21 protein-coding genes are annotated in these 21,895 nt (G+C 62.6%); 5 read left to right on the top strand and 16 right to left on the bottom strand.

Annotation, left to right across the window (positions count from 1 at the left end):
- Positions 1-178 precede the first annotated feature (178 nt).
- Both JNK74_07770 and JNK74_07765 read left to right on the top strand, forming a co-directional pair.
- The gene (locus JNK74_07770; protein ID MBL7646068.1) at positions 179-607 is read left to right on the top strand and encodes an acyl-CoA thioesterase; all 429 of its coding nucleotides are present in this window, start codon (positions 179-181) and stop codon (positions 605-607) included.
- Between the two features lie 245 nt (positions 608-852).
- On the top strand, positions 853-1,824 hold the full coding sequence (locus tag JNK74_07765) for a class I SAM-dependent methyltransferase (protein ID MBL7646067.1): 972 nt from the start codon (positions 853-855) through the stop codon (positions 1,822-1,824).
- A 4-nt stretch (positions 1,825-1,828) separates the two neighbouring features.
- On the opposite strand, the gene JNK74_07760 is transcribed toward JNK74_07765, so the two are convergent.
- The 9 genes from JNK74_07760 to JNK74_07720 all read right to left on the bottom strand — a co-directional run bounded on the left by JNK74_07760 (position 1,829) and on the right by JNK74_07720 (position 11,695).
- The gene (locus JNK74_07760) at positions 1,829-2,977 is read right to left on the bottom strand and encodes a cysteine desulfurase (GenBank protein MBL7646066.1); all 1,149 of its coding nucleotides are present in this window, start codon (positions 2,975-2,977) and stop codon (positions 1,829-1,831) included.
- A complete protein-coding gene (locus JNK74_07755) occupies positions 2,974-4,863 on the bottom strand; it encodes a squalene--hopene cyclase (protein MBL7646065.1) in 1,890 nt (629 codons plus the stop codon). Before JNK74_07755 ends, JNK74_07760 begins: the two co-directional genes overlap by 4 nt.
- Positions 4,863-5,726, bottom strand: a complete 864-nt coding sequence (locus JNK74_07750) for a hypothetical protein (protein MBL7646064.1) — start codon at positions 5,724-5,726, stop codon at positions 4,863-4,865. The genes JNK74_07755 and JNK74_07750 overlap by 1 nt, the downstream gene beginning before the upstream one ends.
- Positions 5,665-7,479, bottom strand: a complete 1,815-nt coding sequence (locus tag JNK74_07745) for a polyprenyl synthetase family protein (protein ID MBL7646063.1) — start codon at positions 7,477-7,479, stop codon at positions 5,665-5,667. The genes JNK74_07750 and JNK74_07745 overlap by 62 nt, the downstream gene beginning before the upstream one ends.
- Positions 7,480-7,546: 67 nt before the next feature.
- Positions 7,547-8,743: a radical SAM protein gene (locus tag JNK74_07740; protein MBL7646062.1), complete on the bottom strand. Its 1,197-nt coding sequence runs from the start codon at positions 8,741-8,743 to the stop codon at positions 7,547-7,549.
- 4 nt (positions 8,744-8,747) lie between these two features.
- Complete coding sequence (locus tag JNK74_07735; GenBank protein MBL7646061.1) at positions 8,748-9,653, bottom strand: ferredoxin family protein; 906 nt, start codon at positions 9,651-9,653, stop codon at positions 8,748-8,750.
- Positions 9,650-10,039 (bottom strand): hypothetical protein, encoded by a 390-nt coding sequence (locus tag JNK74_07730; protein MBL7646060.1) that lies wholly within the window; start codon positions 10,037-10,039, stop codon positions 9,650-9,652. Before JNK74_07730 ends, JNK74_07735 begins: the two co-directional genes overlap by 4 nt.
- Before the next feature lie 5 nt (positions 10,040-10,044).
- Positions 10,045-11,154 carry a cobalamin biosynthesis protein P47K gene (locus JNK74_07725; protein ID MBL7646059.1) on the bottom strand — a complete coding sequence of 370 codons (1,110 nt, stop codon included), beginning with the start codon at positions 11,152-11,154 and terminating at the stop codon, positions 10,045-10,047.
- 91 nt (positions 11,155-11,245) lie between these two features.
- Positions 11,246-11,695, bottom strand: a complete 450-nt coding sequence (locus tag JNK74_07720; protein ID MBL7646058.1) for a glycine cleavage system protein H — start codon at positions 11,693-11,695, stop codon at positions 11,246-11,248.
- Positions 11,696-12,168: 473 nt separating this feature from the next.
- On the opposite strand from JNK74_07720, the gene JNK74_07715 reads away from it, so the two are divergent.
- Both JNK74_07715 and JNK74_07710 read left to right on the top strand, forming a co-directional pair.
- A complete protein-coding gene (locus JNK74_07715; protein ID MBL7646057.1) occupies positions 12,169-12,897 on the top strand; it encodes a response regulator in 729 nt (242 codons plus the stop codon).
- A gap of 42 nt (positions 12,898-12,939) precedes the next feature.
- Complete coding sequence (locus tag JNK74_07710) at positions 12,940-15,789, top strand: response regulator (GenBank protein MBL7646056.1); 2,850 nt, start codon at positions 12,940-12,942, stop codon at positions 15,787-15,789.
- Positions 15,790-15,795: 6 nt separating this feature from the next.
- On the opposite strand, the gene JNK74_07705 is transcribed toward JNK74_07710, so the two are convergent.
- From JNK74_07705 to JNK74_07695, 3 genes are read right to left on the bottom strand one after another with little or no spacing between them, the layout of a single operon-like run.
- Positions 15,796-16,605, bottom strand: a complete 810-nt coding sequence (locus JNK74_07705) for a metal ABC transporter permease (protein MBL7646055.1) — start codon at positions 16,603-16,605, stop codon at positions 15,796-15,798.
- Positions 16,598-17,350 (bottom strand): ATP-binding cassette domain-containing protein, encoded by a 753-nt coding sequence (locus tag JNK74_07700; GenBank protein MBL7646054.1) that lies wholly within the window; start codon positions 17,348-17,350, stop codon positions 16,598-16,600. Before JNK74_07700 ends, JNK74_07705 begins: the two co-directional genes overlap by 8 nt.
- Positions 17,347-18,261, bottom strand: coding sequence for a zinc ABC transporter substrate-binding protein (locus tag JNK74_07695; GenBank protein MBL7646053.1), 915 nt, complete (start codon positions 18,259-18,261; stop codon positions 17,347-17,349). The genes JNK74_07700 and JNK74_07695 overlap by 4 nt, the downstream gene beginning before the upstream one ends.
- Positions 18,262-18,377: 116 nt before the next feature.
- On the opposite strand from JNK74_07695, the gene JNK74_07690 reads away from it, so the two are divergent.
- Entirely contained in the window at positions 18,378-18,755 is a 378-nt protein-coding gene (locus JNK74_07690; protein ID MBL7646052.1) for a transcriptional repressor, read from the top strand.
- Between the two features lie 102 nt (positions 18,756-18,857).
- On the opposite strand, the gene JNK74_07685 is transcribed toward JNK74_07690, so the two are convergent.
- From JNK74_07685 to cbiM, 4 genes are read right to left on the bottom strand one after another with little or no spacing between them, the layout of a single operon-like run.
- Positions 18,858-19,544: an ABC transporter ATP-binding protein gene (locus JNK74_07685; protein ID MBL7646051.1), complete on the bottom strand. Its 687-nt coding sequence runs from the start codon at positions 19,542-19,544 to the stop codon at positions 18,858-18,860.
- The gene (gene cbiQ, locus JNK74_07680; GenBank protein ID MBL7646050.1) at positions 19,541-20,290 is read right to left on the bottom strand and encodes a cobalt ECF transporter T component CbiQ; all 750 of its coding nucleotides are present in this window, start codon (positions 20,288-20,290) and stop codon (positions 19,541-19,543) included. The genes JNK74_07685 and cbiQ overlap by 4 nt, the downstream gene beginning before the upstream one ends.
- Positions 20,290-20,910 (bottom strand): carboxypeptidase regulatory-like domain-containing protein, encoded by a 621-nt coding sequence (locus tag JNK74_07675; protein ID MBL7646049.1) that lies wholly within the window; start codon positions 20,908-20,910, stop codon positions 20,290-20,292. Before JNK74_07675 ends, cbiQ begins: the two co-directional genes overlap by 1 nt.
- The gene (gene cbiM, locus JNK74_07670) at positions 20,907-21,551 is read right to left on the bottom strand and encodes a cobalt transporter CbiM (protein ID MBL7646048.1); all 645 of its coding nucleotides are present in this window, start codon (positions 21,549-21,551) and stop codon (positions 20,907-20,909) included. Before cbiM ends, JNK74_07675 begins: the two co-directional genes overlap by 4 nt.
- Between the last annotated feature and the right edge of the window lie 344 nt (positions 21,552-21,895).

The raw sequence follows: 21,895 nt of genomic DNA, 5'->3' as shown, positions 1-21,895 counted from the left end.
GGGTCGTATGGGTCGTATGGGTCGTATGGGTCGTATGGGTCGTATGGGTCGTATGGGTCGTATGGGTCGTATGGGTCTTATGGGGGCCCGGCTAATTTCACAAGACCCATTGGTCCCGTAAAACCCGTTTCTCCATTCCACCATGCCGCCCAGAAAAAGTATTGAAAGTAGTATCCCCATGCGAGATGCCCGGCCCGGAAAACGGCCCCTGCTGGTCACCGTGCCCCTCAAGGTGCAGACCTACGACATCGACTTCGCCTTCCACGTGAACAACCAGGTTTACGTGCGCTGGCTCGAAGATCTGCGCATGGAAGTGCTCCGCGAATACTATCCGCTCAAACGCTTTATGGACGCCGGCGTCGCGCCCATCCTCGCCTCCACGCAGATAACCTACAAGCGTCCTATCGGCCTTTACGACGAGCCTGTCGGGCACATGTGGTGCACCCATCTCGGCCGCGCAAGCATCTGGCTCGAAGCCGAAATAACCGTCGGTGACCAAGTTTGCGCCCACGCCATCCAGCGCGGCTCCTTCCTCGTCATGGCCACTGGAAAGGCCTCCCGCACGCCCGGCGAACTCATGGCGAAATTCGAAGCCGGGAACGCGTAGGGGGAGCAGTACTTCCCCGGACTGGTGCTTCGGCAGCGGGGTCGCCTCTCCGGAGAATGTTTGAAGGGATCCCGCCCCATGCAGTAGGATGCGGGCCGTTATCGCGCCGGGTTTGTGGATGGTGGGGGTTGCAGTCGTCGATTGGTGGGGGAATCACTCCTTCGGTTTTGACGCCCCCGCGCCCCTGGCGATTTCGTGCTCCGCCTTCATTCGGGCTGACTTATGATCTTTTGAAAGGGTGGCCTATGTCCAGGCTCAGGCAAGCTGTCAAGAAGGCGCTGGCGAAGATACTTTCGGACCTGCTCCCCGCGGGACTGATGCGGAGTCCCGCATTCTTTCACCTCTGGGAGCGGAAGGGCTATCACGTCACGCCGGTTCACTTCTATCAGCCGGTGCCGGACAGCCGCGATCTGCCTCCCGACATTTTTGAGGGGGAGTCCGCCCTTTCCGGGTTGGACATGAACGAAGGTGGACAGCTTTCGCTCCTGGATGAGTTCTGCGCGGCGTACCGGGATGAGTACAACGGTTTTCCCTTTGAGGCCCCGCGGGATGGTGTCGGGTACTATTTCGGAAATGGCGCGTTTGAGACGGTCGATGCGGAGATTCTGTATTGCACGGTTCGCCGCCTCAAGCCGAAGCGCATCATTGAAATTGGCTCGGGTTATTCCACGCGGGTGACAGCGGCGGCCATCCGGAAGAACGTTGAGGAGGATCCGGCCTACGGGTGCGATTTCGTCTGCGTGGAGCCTTATCCGATGGATTGGATCCGCAAGATCCCCGAGGTGACGCGTGTCGTGGAATCCCGTGTGGAGAAGCTGCCGCTGGATACCTTTACCGCGCTCGAAGAGAACGATATTCTCTTCATCGATTCGACCCACACGATTAATGTGTACAACGACGTCTGCTTCGAGTACCTCGATGTGCTCCCGGTGCTCCAACGCGGGGTCCATGTTCACATCCACGATATTGTTCTACCCCAGCGCTATTTTGAGAACTGGTACCAGAACAAATTCTTCTGGAATGAGCAGTATCTGCTCCAGGCTTTTCTGGCGTTCAATGAAGCATTTCGCGTGACGTGGGCCGGACAGTTCATGCACCTCCGTCACCCGGCAGCGCTGGAGAAGGCCTTTCCTTCCTATGTGCGGTTCAAGGCGTCCAGTGACCACGCCCAGCGTTTGCACGGCCACAAGAGCTTCTGGATCCAGCGGGTGCGCTGAATCTTCAGCCCCGTGAAAGGGCCTCGGCGATAGCGCGGATGGCTTCGTCGATTTCGGCCCGGGTGGTGCTGCGGCCGAGGGACAGGCGGATGGCGCCGGCGATGCGCGCTTCATCGCAGCCCATGGCGGCGAGGACGTAGCTGGGCTGGCGCACGGCGCTGGTGCAGGCGGCGCGGGCGGAGACCGCGAGCTGGGGGATTCGCGCCATGAACTGGTCCGCGATGATGCCGTCGAAGCTGAGGTTGGCGAAGCCGGCCAGGCGATCATGCGGCGCGCCGTTGCGGGTGATGGCGCAGGGGCCGCGGGCGATGAGCTCGGCTTCGAGGTGGTCGCGGAGTTGGCGTATGCGCTCCTGCTCGGTTTCCATTTCGCCCGTGGCGATTTCAGCGGCGCAGCCGAGGCCGACGATGCCGGGGACGTTGAGGGTGCCGGAGCGGAGTCCGCCTTCGTGGCCGCCGCCGTGGACGAGGGGAGTACAGCGGACGCGGGGTCCTTTGCGGCGCACATAGAGGGCGCCCACGCCTTTGGGCCCGTAAATCTTGTGGGCGCTCAGACTGAGCAGGTCGATGCGATCACGCTCGATGTCGATGGGGACTTTGCCGAAGCTCTGGGTGGCGTCCGTGTGGAAGAGCACTTCGCGCGCGGTGCAGAGGGCGCCAATTTCGCGGATGGGCTGGAGCACGCCGGTTTCATTGTTGGCGTGCATGATCGAGACGAGAATCGTTTCGGACGTGATGGCGTCGGCCAGTTGTTGGAGGTCGATGCGTCCCCCACCGTCGACGGGGAGGCAGGTGACCTTGATGCCGCGCGTTTCGAGGAAGGCGCAGCAGTCGAGGACGGCCTTGTGCTCGGTGGCCACGGTGATGATATGGTTGCCCCGCTTGGCATAGTAGGGGGAGAAGGCAATGCCCTGGAGGGCGAGGTTGTTGGACTCGGTCGCCCCGCTGGTCCATACGATTTCGCGGGGATCGGCGGCGAGGGCGGTGGCCACCTGGTCTCGGGCCAGATCGACGGCTTCGTGGGCATACTTCCCGAAGGCGTGGTGGGCGCTGGCGGCGTTGCCGAAGTGGGTCGTGAAAAAGGGCAGCATGGCGTCGAGCACGCGAGGGTCTACGGGCGTGGTGGCGGCATGGTCGAGGTAGATGGGCGTCATGATGCTTCGGAGTCCATTGCTTCGGCTTCCAGCCGGTGCAGGGCGCCGGCGAGGGCCGAGATCGTGAAGACGAGGGGGTACAAGCGCTCATGATACCAGAGCTGGGCGAAGTAGAGCCCGATGGGCGTGGCGGGAAACTCGGTGCCCCCGGCGGTGGCGTTCACGAGCCAGTCACAGCCCCGGCGCAGGGCCGCCACCTCGGTTGCACCCGCAGCGCTTCGCGCGAGAGCGTCCACCGCCAAGGCGGTCTCTTCGATGGTGGGCGCCACGCCGGGCGCGCCGCCCCATCCGCCATCTTCGCTCTGTGCCTTGAGCAGCCAGGCAACGGCGCGGGCGCGACCTCTCCCCCACCTTTCATGAAGCGCCTTGAAGACCGTGGCGTCGGGCAGTTCATGCACCCCCAGGGTCATGGCGGTGCCATAGACGGGATTGGCCTGACCCGGTGCGGATTGGTTGCCGAACCACAGGGGCGTCCAACTTCCGTCTTCGGCCTGCTCACTCAGCAGAAAGGCGATGGCCCTTGCGGCAGCCCGGTCGATTCGGGCGCGTAAGTGCTCCCGCACCTCCCCACGCCAGGCAAACCAGGCGCGGAGGCTGTGGGCGGTCAGATCGGGGCAGCTCTTGTCGAAGGGTAGCTTCCCCCATCCCCGGCAAAAGGTGGGGATGCCGCCGTCTTTGTTCTGGAGGTCGACGAGCCATTGGAGTCCGGCGCTGGCGCGCTCCACCAACAAGATGTCGGTGAGATGTCCTTCGGACGATTTCTCGGCAAGATGGTATAAGGCAAGGAGAGCGCCGGGCGTGTCGTCGGCATCGGGCACGCCACCGGAAAGGTCGGTCCAGGCCCAGCCCCCGGGTTCGGCGAGGGTATAGGGATGTCGGGTTCGTCCCTGAAGCGCAAGGAGCCAGGTCCGCAGTTGGACCCGTGCATCGCCGGATAGGCCGGAACCCAACGCGGGGTTGCGATACAGGGCCTTGATGCTCAGCGTGGTCACCCACGTGGCGAGGTTGGTGTCGATGGGCCAGCTTCCGTCCTCGCGGACGGTGGCTTCGAGGAAAGCGAGGCCTTTTCGCGTCACGGGGTGGTCGGCGAGGCCCGCGCCGATGAGACTCATGACGACGAAGCTGGTGAGGGGCGCGGCCTCCAGGAATCCGCCCGATTCGGGCTGAATCTCTTCGAGAATCTGGAGAGTCCGGTTCCGGGCGCGGGCGCGAATCAATCGCAGCAGCGGATTCCGGCTGGGTCCTTTGTGGTGCTGCACATTGCCTACGGCGATGAGGGCGGGCAGGGCATAACTCACGACGGGGAGGCCCAGTCGGTTGAACCAGCGCCGTGGGAAAGCGCCCAGCTCAAAAGGCAGGGCGGGAATATCCTTCCAGGCCTCTGGCCCGTCGCCGAAGCGGCCGGCCAGGGCGCAGAGGGTCAGAATGGGCACGGAGAAGGTGCGGTCGACGCCATAGCGGGAGCAGATGGTCTGCGATATGGCGTTGGGGGTAAGTTCGCCGATTTCATGTTGGAGCCAAGCCGTTGCCCGCGCCAGGGCTTGCTGTTCTCCGTCGACGTGGGCCGACACGGACAGCGCGGCCCAGCACAGCGTGGTCGTGCTGATGTTGGTCGGGCTCTGGGCGGTATCGCCCCAGCCGCCGTCGGCATTCTGGTGGTCGGCCAGCCACCGCCGCGCGGCGGCAATTCTCGCATCGAGTCGGGCTGCCTCACTCCCCTCCCCCGCTTCGCGGCGGGCCAGGGTCAGGGCGCAGAGGGCGGTGGCGGTGGAAAGGGCGCTGGACGAGAGTTCGCCGACCCAGTGGCCGCTGCTGTTTCGTTCGCCGAGCAGCCGGGCGCGGGCGTTCTCCAGGGTCTGGCGTATGGCGTTCATCGCTTCACTCATTAGAGGCTCAAATGCCCCAGGGCGAGGAGGGCGTAGTAGGTGTATTCGCAATCCTCCGCGTCGTCGGCCCAGCTTCCGCAGAAGGCTTTTCCGGTCCAGAGGGAATCGAGGAAATCGAGGCACGATTCCTTGATATGGTCGAAGGGCACATGCATACCCGAGAGGGCGTGGAGCGCGGTGGCGGTCGAAAGGAGATCGGGAAGATCGATGCCGCGCACGGCGGTGAATCCCCCCTGGGAATGGGCGCGATCCAGCAACCATTGCCCGGCTTCCGGCGGGACAGATTCGCCGAGCTTGCGCAGTAGCGTAACCGCGGCGGCCGTGGCGGGCGTGGTGCCCATGGGCAGCTCCGGCTCATTGGCATAAGCTCCGTCACTGGTGCGCAGTCCAGACACACACCGGACAAGGCCGGGGAGATCCGGAGCGGTCATGCCGAGATCTTCATAGGCCCCAAGGGCGAGAAAAGAATGATAGACGGTGCCATGGGCCGCCCCGGAATTGGGCCCATAGCCGCCGTCGGCGCAGCGGAAGGATTCGATGTGGGCGGCCAGGGCGCGGGCCTTTTCGGGCGCGAGGCTTGCTTCGGGAAGGGAGGCCCGGCAGCGGGCGAGGCATGCGGCGTGTACAAAGTCCAACTCCGTTCCGTCGCCGAAACTGCCCAGATAGTCGCGCACATTTTCGACGTCAAAGGGCGCGCGGAGGGCCACCAACCCTTCGAGTCCGAAGACCGTGTAATACAGATCGCTCTTCCCGGCCCGGTCGGCGATGCCCCCATCGCCGTTGCTGTGGGCCTGAATAAACTCAACGATTCGTGAGGAGGCCTGCCCGAGCAGGTTGGGCGCCAGCCGCGCGACTTGTAGCATTTCGAGCCTCAAACTCACTGCAATATCCTTCGATCAATTGCTCACTGAATATCTTGCCCACCACGCGGCGCAAGAGGCCCTTGAGTGTCGCATTGGGAAGATAGCGAAGGGAGCGCACAGCCTCTTCCTTATACGCTTCCAGTAGTTCCTCGGCTTTGTCCAGCACACCGCGCTCTTCGAGGAGCTGGCGCACTTCGTCGCGCACTCCGGCATAGGCGAGGCGTCCGCACCAGAGGTCGGCGATCATATCCTGCTTCGGACCTTCCGGCGCGCGCTTGTGGGCGATGGCCATGATCAGCGAGGGCCGTATGGCGTCGAGATCGTGGGAATCCCCTTCATCGGTGTGATCCTCGAGATCGTCCGCGATCTGGTAGGCGAGTCCGAGGGCTTCACTGTACTTGCAGAGAACTTCGTGTATCTCCGCGTCGGCCCGACCGAGACACGCACCCAGGCGAAGGGCGACCTCGAAGGCTGGCGCGGTTTTCATGCGGAAGATTTCCAGGATCTCCAGCGAGGTCAGCACGCTGCGGTTCCGGGCCCAGCAGAGTTCGGTGCCCTGGCCGCGGCTGAGCATCTGGTGGGACATGGCCGCCAGGCGCAACATCTCGACTTTGATCGCCGGGTCCGCGTCGATGTCGGCCAGGAGCTGGTAACCCAGGCCTATGAGGAAGTCGCCCACGTTGAGCGCGACGGGGACACCGCGCTCCATGTGGAGCGTGGCCTTGCCATAGCGCTGGGTGTCGTCGTCTTCGATATCATCGTGAATCAGCGAGGCCTTGTGGAAGCATTCAATGGCGACGGCCACCTGGCGCAGGGCGCGGGAGGGCGGCGGCGGCGTATCGTGGTGGGCGCCTTCCAGGGCCATGTAGGTGCACGCGGCGAGATAAGGGCGCCAGCGCTTGCCATCGCGGGCGAGCCATTCGCGGGCGATATCATCGGTCTCACTGGCGCAAGGGCCGAGGAGGTCATCGAGGGCGGGCCGGTGGAACCACGAGCGCACGTCTTCCTTAAGACCGTCCAGATCGAGGCGGTGGGTTTTGTCTTCGGCAGTAAGGTGGATAAACTCCCAGACCCAGTCAAGGTCGACGGTGGTGTTGATGCAATCGTCCTGCAGCAGCGGGATGGCGACACTGGGAATGGCGGCGGCCTCCATGTGGGGGAAGCATTTTTCCAGCACATTCAGGCAGCTCACGCCCACGACGGCCTCGATCTTTCCGGTCTCGATCATCTTCTGCACGATGGCGGAGCCTTCGGCCACGAGAACGGCATAGCCCAGTCGCTCAGCTTCTACCGAAAGATCCTGAATCGAGCAGAGGCCGCACTCTTTGCAGAGGAGACCAAATTCATCAAAAGGCGCGGGGCACTTGCTCTCCACACGGAGGCACTTCGGCAAGAGCAACAGGCGTTTCTCGTAGGGAATCTGGGCGAGGGAATCGGCCCAGGAGGCGTTACTGACAATTACGGCGGCGTAGTCTTTAAACGTCTCGTCGAGTCCGGCTTTCTCGAGCACAACGGCGGTGTGTTCGCGCAATTCATCCATGGTCAGGGGGGGCACGAGTCCCACGGAGCGGGCGTAGAGACGGGCGATGTCCTTCAGGTGGGCGCGGGCGGCCTTTTCATCGGGAATATCCGACTGGGCCTTGCGATAGGCCTGTCTGGGCACCTTGGCAGGCAACACGATTGGGGACAAGGTGCCTCTGGGAACCGTATCACCCGCGGGGAGCGTGGTTGCCACGGGGGCATTGGTAATCATCTTGCTCATGTCGCCACCACTATCCTTTCCTTGGGACCACTCAACCTTAACCTCACTGCGCCCGGGCTCAAGTGTAGGCACCGAAACCAAAGAACCAGTATTTTTTTGCAAACCGATAAAGCCAGTGCTTCTCGGGGATTTCGTTTCCAAGATTATACTGGCTGTTGCGCGACTCCATGGCTTCGAGCTCGGCGATAGCCTGCTTGCGGGCGGTGGTATCGTGTGCCCCGTTGCGCTCTACAATCTCCTTCAGGAGGGCCGGCCGCTCCAGCACAATGCAGCCACGGGTCGCCTTTGCGGCGGACTTGCGGAAATCTTCCAGCAGGCGCGACTCCGTCATGGTCTTGTAAATGTCGCCGTCGTTGTCGGTGATGGACTCGTTGGCGAACTGGATGATTGGACAGGGCTCAATATCGCCCCACGGGCTGATGTGGTGACTGATCCCCACGGCCGCGGGGCACAGGGCGTTGCCCTTGTCGTCCCAGTAGGCATCGACAAAGCCAATGGACTTGCGATTGCGCATTTCCACACCGAAGCGCCGCACCGCGAGCACCTGCTCGGGCGTCAGGGCCAACTCGGGCCTGGGATCGGGACCGACGGGGCGATAGGTGTGAAACCAGGCGTAGTGAACCCCCCACTGGATCAGTTCGTCCACCCACTCTTCTCGGACGAGTTCTTCAAAGTTGCTCTGGCAGACGCTGGTGGCGACGCCGGTGATAATGCGATTTCGGATGCATGCCTGAAGGCCGTTGACCGTGTGGTTCAGCACCCGCTTGCGGCCCCGGCGAATGTCGCTGGCAATTTCGCGTCCTTCGATGCTGATGAGGACGGTGGCGTTACCCGCACGGCGCAATTTGGCGGCAACCTCGTCGGTAATGAAGTGGCCGTTGGTGAAGATTTGAAAGTAGCAGTCGGGATGGGCTTCCAGCAGCCGGATCAGGTCCGGGTGCATGAAGGGCTCGCCGCCGAGAATACCGAAGAAGGTATTGCCATGTTTCTTCGCGTTTACCACGAGTCGATTGAGGTCTTCGAACGAAATCATGGCCTGGGGCGCGGCGACATCGACCCAGCATCCCTGGCAGCGAAGGTTGCAGCTATTGATGATGGACACGTAGAGAAAGGGCGGGAACACTTTGCCCTTCTTGAGTTCGCGCTTGAAGCGCTGCACGGAGAGCATGCCTTTGAAGCCGAAGTTATAGGAAAACTTCCAGAGGAGCCGTGCGTCCACGGTGCGCACCATGCGATAGGCGAGGGAAGGCAGCATCGATCTATATACCCCAATCATCCTGGGTTGGCGCGGGCCGTTGGGCATCCCGGGCGCTCCGGGAGCGTTCCTGGCGCAGCTTGAGTTTTTCGCGGGCGCGTTCGGCGCGCTCCTCGATATCGCCGGCGGATGGCAGGCTCATGAGCACTTCGTCCGGAATGTCCAAATCCTTCTTAAGTTTCTTCAGGCAGCGTTTGCGTTCCAGAAGCGCCTTGGATTCGTCGCGCTCGGTGGAAAAACGCTGTCGCGCGCCGGACTGGCGGGTACGCAAGGTGGAATAAATATCACCGCCCAGCAGGGCGGACACATCCACTTTCATGGCCTCGCGCTGGAGGTCTTCCTCGCGCACGATGTCGCCGTTGATTGGTCCTTTCTTATATTTCGGAAAAAGGATGGCCACCTCTGGGCAGACCCGGGAACACGCTGGACAATCGGTCTTGCAGTTGCTCTCGTTTTGAACGGTGATCCGGCTCTCCGAGTCCACGGCGTACACGTCGAAAAGACAGAAGCTGAGACACTGCATGCAATTGGTGCAGCGGCTGTAATCGATAACGGGAAACCAGGGTTTCCAAGCGTCGAGCGCGCGGGCTCCGACCGAATCACGGGTACTACGCGCCAGTCCGGCGATGTCTTCCGGTGCAAGCCCGGCGATATCGCGCACGTGAGTATTACTCGGGTTGAAATCGTGGGCCGGAGAGCTACCTTCGAACTGCCCGAGCACGAGCACGGTCTCGCCTTCACTCGGGGCCGCCTGTTCGCAGGGCGCGGGGCGGCTCACTTCGAACCCATCTTCGAGCAGTGCGGTGAGGGTCTGCAGACGCGCAGAGTCGGACAGGGGTGTGGCCCCTGCGCCCTCATACAGTACGACGCGAAGGTTGAGTCCGTCTGTCTTGCTTGCCTGTTCTCTCATTGTTTCGAATTCCCACAGCCGACACAGGGCGCGAGGAGCGCGCGGGCGATGTTTTCCGCACTGTCTTCGCGCATGTTCAATACTTCCACGCCCGCCTGGGGCAGCGGAGTTCCGGCGGCGTGAAACAACCATCGGACCGCGCGCTCATAGCATGCGGCAATGCGAACTTCGGGGAAGGCACTCAGACGCGCTATCGCAGGGTCTTTGCGGGCCGCCATGTCGCACAAATCCGGCACGGCATCGAAGGCCAGGCCGGAGGCGCTCAGCGCGGCAAGCACCTCACGCTTGACCTCCTTGGGCACCACATTTGCATAAGTACAATTGCAGTATAAGATTCGCGGGAGCGGTGGCTCGGTGTTTGCCGGATTTATCTCAATTTTCTCCATCCTGGTCAGCTCCCGCAGGCGACGGCGGCCACAACGTCGCGATGGACGGGCCGGGGTTGTCCGGGTCTGAAACTCTCCAGGTGCTCCAGGACCATCTCCAAGGTGTTTTCCTGTCCCGACTCGGCGATCACACCTTCCACAATCTGGCGAAGCGTTTCCGGGTCGGCCTCGGCGCGCAAGTTGAGAACGAGGGTACCGGCACGCACTTCATCGGGCAGGGAATCGCGCAGTTCCGGGAGACCGTCGCTCCGAACCAGACTGACGGCGGAGAGCTTGCCGGCAATATCACCGGCGTCCAGGGTCATTTTCAGGTGGGCTATTTCGGCGCCGGCCCCGGTGACGCGCGCGCCAATGGCCCTGGCCAGTTGGAGGAGGAGTTCATCCGGCACGAAGCCATCGGGGGCACCCACGCGGATGGTGGCATTCAGCCAGCCCAGGAGGGCTTCGCCCTCGCCGTAGCGCTCGTAGTCCAGTTCCATGGTGGGACGTTCTCCCCCACACTCGGTGTGGAGCAGGCGATCAAACCATGGAAGGAGACCCGAACCATCGCGCGAAGAGCAGGCGAACACCTCGGCTCCGGGATAGCGCACCCGCAGGGCATTCAGCAGTTGCTCTCGAAGGGTGCGGTCGATACTGTCGCACTTGTTGAGCACGATGATATCGGCCTCTTCGAGCTGTTTGGTATAGATATAGACGACCTTCTCCGAAAAGGGGCGTCCGGGTTCCAGCCCCAGGATCCGCGCGGCCCTGACGGGATCGACCAGCACGCTCAGTGGCGCGATGGCGAAGCGATCACCGTAAATCCGCCGGAGGGGATAAGAAACGGTGGCCACCAGGTCGGTACAACTGCCCACGGGCTCCGCCAGGAAGACATCCGGGGCGACCTCCCGGGACAGCTTCCCGGCGGCATCGAGCAGGGAATCAAACCGGCAGCAGAAACAGCCGCCGGCGATTTCTTCCACGGAGAATCCGCGCGCACGGAGCACGCCGGTATCGACGAGCCCCGTGCTCTGATCGTTGCTAATCAGGCCGACGCGGAGGCCGGCCTCGCTGAGGTGACGGGCCAGCGCCGCGATGGCGGTCGTCTTACCGGCCCCCAGAAAGCCCCCCAGCATGATGTAGCGTGCCTTTTCTTGTACTGAAATGTTCACAATGCGCCTTGGGTTTGGGGGGTGGTGCCCGTTTGTCGCTCTACAACTAGACAATTCACAGGGTACTATTATTTCCGAGTATTTTATCAATCGCCTTGTCCAGCACGGACATATAGGCCTCTACGTCAATGCAGTCTTCGCCGGGGCGACCTTCGACGCGAAAGAGCCAACCCTCGCGGTGAGGATCCCGACCGAGCAAATCGATATCTTCGAGCAGCGCGCCATTGCCACCTCTGAAAATGCCCGTAAGGGGCGTGTAAATGTCGCTGACGGCCTTGAAGCCTTCGAGCCAGCCGACTTCCTGGCCGCGTTCGACCGGAACGCCGTCCTGCACTTCGAAGTCCAACTCCACGGGATCGCCAAGCATGCGGGCGGCAAATTTGGTTAAACCGACACGCCAGACACCGTCTCCCTCGTTCCGCAGCCAGGCGTGGGCCGGGGTGTAGAGACAATCGCGATAGAGTCGGGTGGAGAACTTCTCCCGCCGGTAACGGATCGTATCCATCTCAGTGGGGACGGGGTCCCCGGGGTTGTGGTTCGTCATCGTCTCTCGGGCAACATCAGGATAGAAACACGGTCCAACGTCAAGGGCGGCATCGTGTGTGCCCGTACGCGATCAGGGCCGTCCAACTTTGAAATGCGGGACACCTTCAGGGAGGGGGCCCCGCGCCAAAGGGGTGGGCGCTCTGTTCGGAGGAGCGATGCTGCTTCGTAGATTTAAACAGACGGGCGCTGTCGAGTCAAGAAAGCCGGGTTGCATGCCTGCCACACATTTCGCACTTTGGAGACGACACTCTTCGCCCCCGGTCCGGAGGCGACCGACCCGAGGCGGGGTGCGCCAGGGAGAAGTGCGAACCCGCCTGTGTCGGTCTCTCGGGTGCGGGTCGAATCGCGCACGTGGCGACAATCGAGAAAGTCGCAAAAACTACTTGGATAAATCTGCTGGAAACTATATCCTATCCTTAATGGGAGTGGACCATGGACACACTGAACATTCTTGTCGTAGACGATGACCGGGATTTTGCCGAGGCCTTGACGGATGTGTTGGAGGCGGAGAATCACCGTGTCGACCGGTGTCATACGGGGGAGGACGCGGTGCAATTGTTCGAGCACAAGAACTACGATATTTCCTTTATGGACGTGAAGCTCCCCCACCAGAACGGGGTGGAAAGCTTCCTGGAGATCCGGAGCCGTAAGCCGGATGCGCGGGTGGTGATGATGACGGGTTACAGCATGGAGCAGTTGCTGCAACGGGCGGTCGAGAATGGAGCCTGGGCGGTGATGCATAAGCCGCTGGACATGCTTCAGGTGCTTGAGATTGTGGAGGCGGTGCCCGCGGCCCCCCTGGTGGTGATTGTGGATGAGGAGCCGGGCTTCATCGCGGCACTGACGTCGGCCCTTGGCGCGGAGGGGCTCCGGGCCGTGGTCGCTGAGGGCGACGTGGAAGCGGTGCGTCTTGTGCGGGATGAATCGACGGACTTGGTCATTCTGGATCTGCACGTTCCTGCCGACGGACTTGTGGAGCTTTTTCACAGCCTGCGCGCACGGGGGCAGGAGTCCCCGGCGATTATCGTGACGGGCGAGGCTCCGGGTGCGGATTCAAGGCTGGCTTCCCTTTGCGAGGGGACCCGTGTGGCGTTGCTGTTGAAGCCGTGCGACCCCGCGGCTGTGGCCAGACTTGCCGCGTCCATGGTTAAGAAGGGCTGAATTGTCGGGGTGCCAGAACTTGGCAAAGGAGCATGGGTCGGGATGACGGTAGCAGCCCGGAAAGAGGGTAGCAAGCGCATACTCATTGTCGACGATGACAGTGACTTTTCCGCGGCGATCGGGGAAATCCTGGATTCGGAGGGGTACACGGTCCGGCTCGCTCACAGCGCGCAGGACGCGTGCGAGCAGGCGGCGCATTTTCACGCGCATGTGGCGCTGCTCGACATCCGCCTGGGCCGGGACAACGGCATAGAGCTCATTTCGCGCTTGAAGGCGGTGCGGAGCGAGATGCTCTGCGTGATGATGACGGGGCACGCGGCGCTGGACACGGCGATTCAGGCGCTGCAGCAGGGCGCTTACAACTACCTGCGCAAGCCCATCGACGGTCTGGATCTGCTGACGACCCTGGAGCGCTGTTTCGAGAAAATTGCGCTGCAGGAAGACAAGATCGCGGCCGAGTCGGCCCTGAGCCAGCGCAATCAGGAGTTGGAAACCCTGACGGTCCGCCTCCGAAGCGTGGTGGAGGCGGCGCGGCGGCTGACGGCGTCCAAACGGGTGGACGGGCTGATGCCCCTGGTGCTGGACGAAGTCATCTCTGTGATCGGCGCCCAGCGCGGGGCCTTTCACCTGCTTCAAGAAGACGGTGTGCTGTCGGCCTGGGATACGAACGGCCCTTCGGAATCGGCGGCAACGTCGGCTTCGATCTTTGATCTGTTGCTTGAGAATCGCCAGCCGCTGCTGGTGGCGAGCACTTCGGTCCCCGACAACGGGGCCCCGCCTCCCTGGGACACCCTTCCCTCGACGTCGCTCTTATTCATCCCGTTTTTTGGGGAAACGGCGCGGGTCACGGGCTTCGTGTGCCTGGAACGGGACGATGCGACTCCCTTCAGCCAGCAGGACCGGGAGCTCGGGGCCCTGCTTTCGTCGGTGTGTTCCGAAATTCTCCGGAGTGTGCAGGCGCAGGAGGCGCTTGCGCGCAGTGAAGAACGGTACCGGCTGCTGGCGGACAATGTGGCGGACATCATCTGGACGATAGACGCCGCGGGGCGGTTGACGTATGTCAGCCCTTCGGTGGAGGCGATGCGGGGCCACTGCGTGGAGGAAGCGATGACCCAGCGGCTGGAGGAGCAGATGACGGCGGACTCGGCGGTGGCGGTGAAGTCGCTGCTGTCGGAGGCTATCGCGGACCCGGCGGGATTCTCGGGAGACCACACCCACAATCTGGAACTGGTATTTCTCCATCGAGACGGGTCGCCGATTTCAACGGAGACGGGATTCATCGCGTTGCGGGATCCCGCGGGGGCCACGTCGGGCCTGGTGGCGGTGTCGCGCGATATTACCGAGCGCAAGCAGTCGGAGGAGGCGCGTTCCCGTCTTGCGGCGGCGGTGGAGCACGCGGCGGAATCCATCATGATCACGGAGCCGGACGGCACGATTCAGTATGTCAATCCGGCGTTCGAACGGCTGAGCGGCTACACCCGGGCCGAGGCGCTGGGCAAGACGCCGAACATATTGCGCAGCGGCAGGATGGACGACACGTTTTATCAGAATCTCTGGGCGACATTGAACGCCGGCCGGGTGTGGCAGGGTCGTTTTATCAACAAGACCAAGTCGGGCCAGCTTCTGGAGCAGGAAGCGACGATTTCATCGATCCGGGACGACCGCGACAACATTATCAATTTTGTATCCGTTGCGCGTGACGTGACGCATGAGGTGGATCTGGAGGCGCAGTTGCGGCAGGCGCAGAAGATGGAGGCGATCGGGACCCTGGCCGGGGGCATTGCCCACGACTTTAACAACATGCTCAGCCCGATTCTGGGCTATGCCGAGCTGGCACTGACGGAGGTGGAGCACGGATCGGAGCTCTGGTACAGCCTGAACGAGATATTCAATGCGGGCAAGCGGGCGTCGGGACTGGTGAAACAGATCCTGGCCTTCAGCCGCCGCTCAGAGCAGGAGCGCAAACTGCTGCAACTGGAAAGCATCGTGAAGGAGTGCACGCAGCTTCTTCGCGGATCGCTTCCTTCGACGATCAGTATACGACTCGATCTGCAGGATTGCCCCGCGGTGATTGCCGATCCCACCCAGATGCACCAGGTGGTAATGAATCTGGGTACGAACGCCTATCATGCGATGCGCGAGGGCGGGGGCGTCTTGACCGTGCGGCTTCAACCGGCGCATGTTACCCTGGATTCCCCCATGCTCAGTTCGGATCTTCCGGTCGGGGCCTATGTGCAAATGAGCATCGCCGACACGGGGCTGGGGATGTCCGAGGAGACGATGGAGCGGATCTTCGAACCCTATTTCACGACGAAAAAAGTGGGAGAAGGCACGGGGCTCGGCCTGGCGACGGTTCATGGTATTGTGAAGGGTCACAAGGGCCACATTCTTGTGAGCAGCCAGCCAGGGCACGGGACGGAGTTCAACGTATTTATCCCGATGGCCACGCCGATCGATGAGTTGAACCGGGACGCCCTCCCCCGCACCCGGGCCTGGCACGGTACGGAGCGGATACTGCTGGTGGACGACGAGCCCGCGATAGTGTCCATGCTGACCCGCGGGCTCCAGTCGATGGGGTATCGTGTGGAGGGCCACACGGACAGCGTGAAAGCCCTCGCCGCGCTGCGGGCGCGTCCGGATGAGTACGACATTCTGATCAGCGACCAGACGATGCCCCGGTTGACGGGCCTGGAACTGGCGCGCCACGCGATGCAGCTCCGCCCGGAATTTCCAGTGATCCTCGCCACGGGCTTCAGCGACACGGTCAACGAGCAGATCGCGCTGGACGCGGGGGTCCGCCAGTTTCTGTTGAAGCCGGCGTCGCCCCGAACGATTGCGGAGCACATCCGCAAGGTTCTGCGGGATACGACGGCCCAGGATCCGGTTTCCTGATTCGACTCAGGCGGCGAGTTTGAACTGGCGCGAAAGCAGGTACATCGCGACGAAGAGGATGGTCTGCACAATAATGATTGCCGGGCCGCTGGGCAGGTCGCTGTAATAGGAGGCGGCGAGGCCCGCGACCACACCGGCGACGTTGAGCGCGAGGGTGGCGAGCATCATATGGATAAAGCGCCTCGAAACGAGGCGGGCGCTTGCGGCGGGAATCACGAGGAAGGCCGACATGAGGAGTATGCCCACGACCTTGATGGAGACGACGGTGACGATGGCGACGGCGATGGAAAGGAGGTACTCGTCGCGCAGTACGGGATGGCCGTCCACGACGGCGAGATTCCGATCAAAGGTGGCGTAGGCCCATCGCCCCCACAGGGGAAGCATGGCCAGATTGGCCACGAGCACGGCCCCGCAAAGGTAGAGGTCGGTCTGGTTCAGGGCGAGTATGGAACCGAAAAGGTAGGTGAAGGCGTCGCTTGAATTGGTATCTCTCAAGAAGAGAAATATGACGCCGAGGGCCATGGCGAGGGAAAAGAAGATGCCCACGGCGGTGTCGGCCGCTAGTCCGGTGTGGTTGCGGACCCACACGATGCCGGCGGCGACGATGGCCGTGAATGGAATCGCGACCCAGAGGGGGTCCTGTCCCATCAACAGCCCCAGTGCGATGCCACCGAAGGCCGCGTGGGCGAGGCCGCTACCGAGGAAGGCAAGCTGGCGCTGCACAATGAAGGGGCCGTAAAAGCTGGCGACAATCGCCACGAGAATTCCACCCACAAGCGCGCGCTGCATAAAGGGGTACTGGAGCAGTTCAAGCATGGGCGGTCTCGGGGTGGGTTTCGTGCACATGGCCCCGATGGCCGAAGAGGGAAAGGAGCCGCGCCTCGGAAGCCACCTCTCGCGACGGGCCGAAGTCGACGACGGCGCGATCGAGGAGCAATACGAGATCGGCGTGGCAGCGGGCGCCCTCCCAGTCGTGTGTGATCATGACAACGGTGGCGCCGGATTCCGCCTGGTAGTCGCAAAGAATGTGGTACATGGCGGCCTCGCCCTTGAGATCCATACCGGCGGCGGGTTCGTCCAGGATCAGCAGGTCGGGGCTGTTGGCGAGGCTTCGGGCGAGGAATGCGCGCTGGAGTTCACCACCCGAAACGCGGTGCACGGACTGGTCCGCCAGGTGGCGCACCCCGGTTTTCTCCATCATGGCAAGAGCCACTTCGCGCTGGGGTTTGGTCACGCGCCAGGGCCAGGTGCCGAGCATGCCGCTGACGACCAGCTCCAAGACCGTGGCGGGGAACTGCTGGGCGAAAGTTTTTTTCTGGGGGACATAGGCCACGCGCATACCGGCCAGGGTGCCGGGGGAACGGCCGAGAACCGACACCGAGCCGTGATCGGCGGGAAGGAGACCGAGGAGCACATTGAGGAGGGTGCTCTTGCCCGCACCATTGGGACCGATGATGGCAAGAAAAGCGGATTCCGGAACGGAGAACGTTACGTCGGACAGGGCGACGAAATCCCCGAAGGAAACGCTCACATGTTGCACTTCGACGGCGGTGGGCTTCACTGGAGCGACTCCCGAATGCGGGCGGCGTTGTATCGCAGCAGCCCGGCGTAGGTGGTTCGGTCACCTTGTCCTCCGAGGGGGTCTATCACCGCGACTTGAGCCCCGAGCGTTTCGGCAAGTACCTCGGCCGATTTGGCGGGCAATTGAACTTCGGAAAGGACAATACAGCGCTTTGCGCCCGTCAGATCCTGCTTGAGCTGCTGGATGGTCTGGGGGGTGGGTTCTTTGCCGGGAAAGGGCTCCACATAAGCGCCCACCTTGATGCCATAGCGTTCGAAAAAGTAGCACCAGGAAGGATGGAAGGCCACCAGGGCATAGCCCCCGACCGGGGCGGGCGCCGCCTTGAACTCCGCATCCAGTTCGTCCAGTTCGCCTATGAATCGGGTGGCGTTGGTGGCGTAGATGTCGGCATTGTCCGGGTCCGATTGGGAAAGGGTATCCACGAGCCGGGGGACTATCGCCTTAACCACCACCGGGTCGGACCAGAAATGGGCGTTGATTGTATGGGGTTCGGCAGCCGACTCGGTTTCGCCGTGATCGTGCGCTACGTGGAACTCGCGACGGAGGTCTTCGGGCACCAGATCGAAGACCGCGTGGATCTTACCGGGAGCAAGGCGGGCCGCCCACCCGTCGATGCTGTCGTCCACATAGAAGACAGCCCGGGCGTTTTCGAGGAGGCGCGCCGTGGAGGGACGAAGTTCATAGGTGTGGGGTGAAGATCCCGGGGGAAGAATGGACGCCACGGTTGCGGCATCCCCCGTAAGTTCCTGCACGATAAACTGGAGGGGCGGAATGGTGACGACGAAGTCGGCCTGCGCCAGGGGCGAGGGTGCGCAGGCGTGGAGGAGGCATACGACGCTCCCGAGCACGATGGCGCGGCAGCACCCCCAAATCGCAGACAGACGCGTCATTAAACCACCCAAAACCTTTATAGACACCGCGGCGCTCTGGTATAGTGCACCTGAAACACAGCCTCTGAATGTAATGATAACAACGTATCATTAAATGATGCAAGGAACTCAGCACTGTGCAACGTGACACCGCGCAACGACGGGCCATTCGCAAGGTATTCAGCGCGCAGAATCGCCCCCTCACCCCGCAAGAAATCCTGGACTCGGCGCAGCAGTTGGTTCCGCGCATGGGTCTGGCGACGGTCTACCGGACCTTGAAAAGCCTCACGGAAAGTCATGACCTCAGTGTCGTGGATGTGCCGGGCGAGCCGCAGCGCTATGAGTTGTCGGGCAAGGGCCATCACCACCACTTCAGTTGCCGTTCCTGTGGGCGCATGTTTGAGATGGACGGTTGTCCGGGCGATTTGCAGAATCTGGTTCCACGTGGTTTTGTGATGGAAGATCATGAAGTGTTTATCTATGGTCGCTGTCGGGAATGCGGACCGGCGCGGTGACGCCGGGGGACCGTCCCGCGCACAAAGGGCGTGGGACATTCCTATCCGGCGTTGCTTCAACCCTTTCAGACCCTCCGTCTATTGATATGTCACTTGCCCAGTTCAGGCATCGTTCCTGGACAGTCCCACCGGGTCCGCTTCGACAAGCACGTGGTGATCGAGGGTGTATACGGTGTTGGTGATTCGCTCGAGGAAGGGGCGGTTGTGTGAGATGAGGATAATCTCCTGATCCAGCGCTTCGAGGATGGCGGCGAGCCGTTCTTCGGTGTCGGCATCGAGTCCCGCGGTGGGCTCGTCGAGGAGCAGTACGCGAGGTCGCATGGCGAGCACGGCGGCGAGGGCAATCAGGCGTTTTTCCCCCCCGGATAGCTTGTAGGTTACGCGGTGGGCGTAGTTTCCGCAGCCGAGGGTTTCGAGGGTCTCCATGGCGACCCGCCGCGCCTCCTCCCTTCCCTCCCCGAAATTGAGGGGGCCGAACATGACGTCTTCCAGCACGGTGGGGCAGAAAAGCTGATCTTCGGAGTCCTGAAGGAGGTAGCCGGCCTGACGCCGGACTTCGTGGAAATCGTTGGGCGAACGACGCACCCGGCCGAAGGCCTCGATGATACCGGCCTGGGGGCGCAGCAGGCCGGTGATCAGGTGGAGCATGGTGCTCTTTCCACGCCCATTGGCCCCGGTCAGTCCGATGCGCTGGCCCGCGTCGAGTGAAAAGTTGAGATCGCTGAAGAGGGGCTTGTCGGCGAGGTAGCCGAAGGTGATGTCCGTGAGACGAATGAGGGGACCGCTCATTTCGATTCCAATCCGAGGAGTGCCCCGAGGGCGGCCAGCGCAAGGAGCGCAAACACGGCGTCGCGCCGCGCATAGGCGAGTTCGCCGTCAAAGGCGAGGGTACCGGTGTACCCGCGGAGACGCATGGCGTTCAAGATGCGCTCGCCCCGGGCATAGCTTCGTACGAGGAGCATTCCGACGAGATACCCGGTGGTGCGAAGGGTGTGCCGGTTTGCGCCGGGCCGGAAGCCGCGCAACTGTGCCGCGCGGGAGAGGCGCTCGAACTCGGCGAGCATGAGGCTCATGTAGCGAATGGTGAAGAGAAATATGTGGGTGAGCACGGGGGGCACCTTGAGCCGGCTCATGGCATGGCCCAGATCGACGAGTTCGATGGTGCCGAGGAGGGCGGCCAGTAGGAGCACGATGGCATTCGCCTTCAGTCCGGTAATCACGGCCTGTCGGAAACCCTCCATGGTGGCTTCGAGTGCGCCTATGGTGAAGATGGTTTCACCGGGGGTAAAGAAGAGCAGGGAGAGCGACAGGAGCAGGAGCAGCCCATTCAGGGGTACGAGGCGCTGCAGGATGGCGGCAATCGGTACTTGTGCGACTGAAACGGCCAGCACGCCCGCGATGAGGGCAAAGGCGAGGGCGCGGGGTTCGTGGCAGATTGAAATAGCCATGCTGGAGAGGACCGCGGCGATTATCCGGGCGCGGGGATCCAATCGATGCACGCGGGAGCGCTTGTCGCTGTAGATGATGATATCCATCAGTCCGCCCGGCGGGTGTTGCGGTGCTTCACGAGAACGATGATGGCGAAGAGGCCGAATAGATAGCCTATACCGCCCATAACGTCGCGAATGCGGATCTGGTTTTCGTAGCCGTCGATTTGTTCGCGCAGCGGATTGACCTGGCGCGCGACGGCGGCCCCGACCCGTTCATCGAAATCGGCGGGCAGGGTCTGAAGCGCGGCATTCGGCGCCGGTGGCGCAGCCACTGCGGGTGCGGAAGCGGAAGGCGCCTCTTCGCCGGGCGCGGGAAGCGACTCGGGCAGTTCCTTTTCCTGGATTGTGAACAGGCCACGGTGGCCCTGGCCCGCGTCGCCCACGAGGCGGTAGCGACAGCGGACACGGGCTTGAAATGAGAAACGGCCCGTCTCGTCGGTCATTGCTTCGGCGATCTTCGATCCGTCGGGTGCGAAGGCCGTCACGGGCGCGCTTGTCGCGGGGGAGCCGTCGGCGTAGCGCAGGGTCCCCTGAATCGTGGCGCCCTCGACCGTGGCAAACAGATTGATGCCGTGGGCGCGGACCAGTGGCGCGAGCGCGAGGAGCAGCGCGGCGGTCAGGAGACGCGGGGCGATGCGGGTGCAGACTGGCTTAGGAATCATCACGGGCCGACGTCTCCTGCTTCCGTCGCCCCGCGCAGGGCGGCGCCCGCCAGAAGCTCCGGGCTGACTTTTTGCAGGAAAGCCACGACGGAAGCGGTGACGAGTCCTTCAATGACGATGACCGGCAGTTGGGCCACGAGGACCGACCACGCGACGGGAATCAGTGCTTCACCGGCGGTGGCGAGTACGAGGGCGAGCATGAGCGAGGCCAGGGTAACGGCGAGGGTGCCCAGAATACCGCTTGCGGCCGGCAAGCGACGCCTGCGGTGATCCAATCGCAGGAGTCGGAAAACGTACCAGGCAACGACGGCGGGCAGGGCCATGATGCAGGTGTTGATGCCGAGGGTCGTGATGCCGCCAAAGCCAAAGAGGACGGTCTGCAGGATGAGGGCGACAAAGACGGCCGGAAACGCGGCCCAGCCGAGGACAATCCCGAGCAGTCCGGTGAGTGAGAGATGGACCGGTACGCCGAAGAGGGGAATGTGGACGAGGGAGGCGACAAAAAAGCTGGAGGCCATAACGGCGGCGCGCATGGCCTGCGTCTCGTCCAGCTTGCGCAATCCGATGGCGACCCCGGCGCCAGCCACCACATAGCCACCGCCCCAAACGAGGGGCGACGTTATGACTCCTTCGGCTAAGTGCATGGTACTCCTGACTGGTATCGGTAACGATGGGGCCCGGCTGGGCGGATCGGGGCAGAAGCGCTGCCGCATCCGCCCCCTGAGATGACGGGCTAATACTATCATGTTTGCATGGATGCGCACCTGTTCGGGCGGCACCGGCACGCCGACGCCTGAAGAAAACGTCCCCGCCACGTCATTGCGGCGGGGACGAACACGTGACTTGGGTTGCCGGGATCAGATTTTCTCGTACTCGGCAAGTCGCTGCCTCAACTGGGTGAGCAGGTCTTCATTGTCGCAGATTTCGATGGCCTTCTTCTGGGTTTCCACCGCTTTGGGGATATCACCCGACTTGAACTGGGCGAAGG

The sequence above is a fragment of the Candidatus Hydrogenedentota bacterium genome (genome assembly GCA_016791475.1).
In the GTDB taxonomy this organism is placed as follows: domain Bacteria; phylum Hydrogenedentota; class Hydrogenedentia; order Hydrogenedentales; family JAEUWI01; genus JAEUWI01.
The sequence above is the reverse complement of the archived record's forward strand: the minus strand, read 5'-3'. Positions and strand labels throughout refer to the sequence as shown.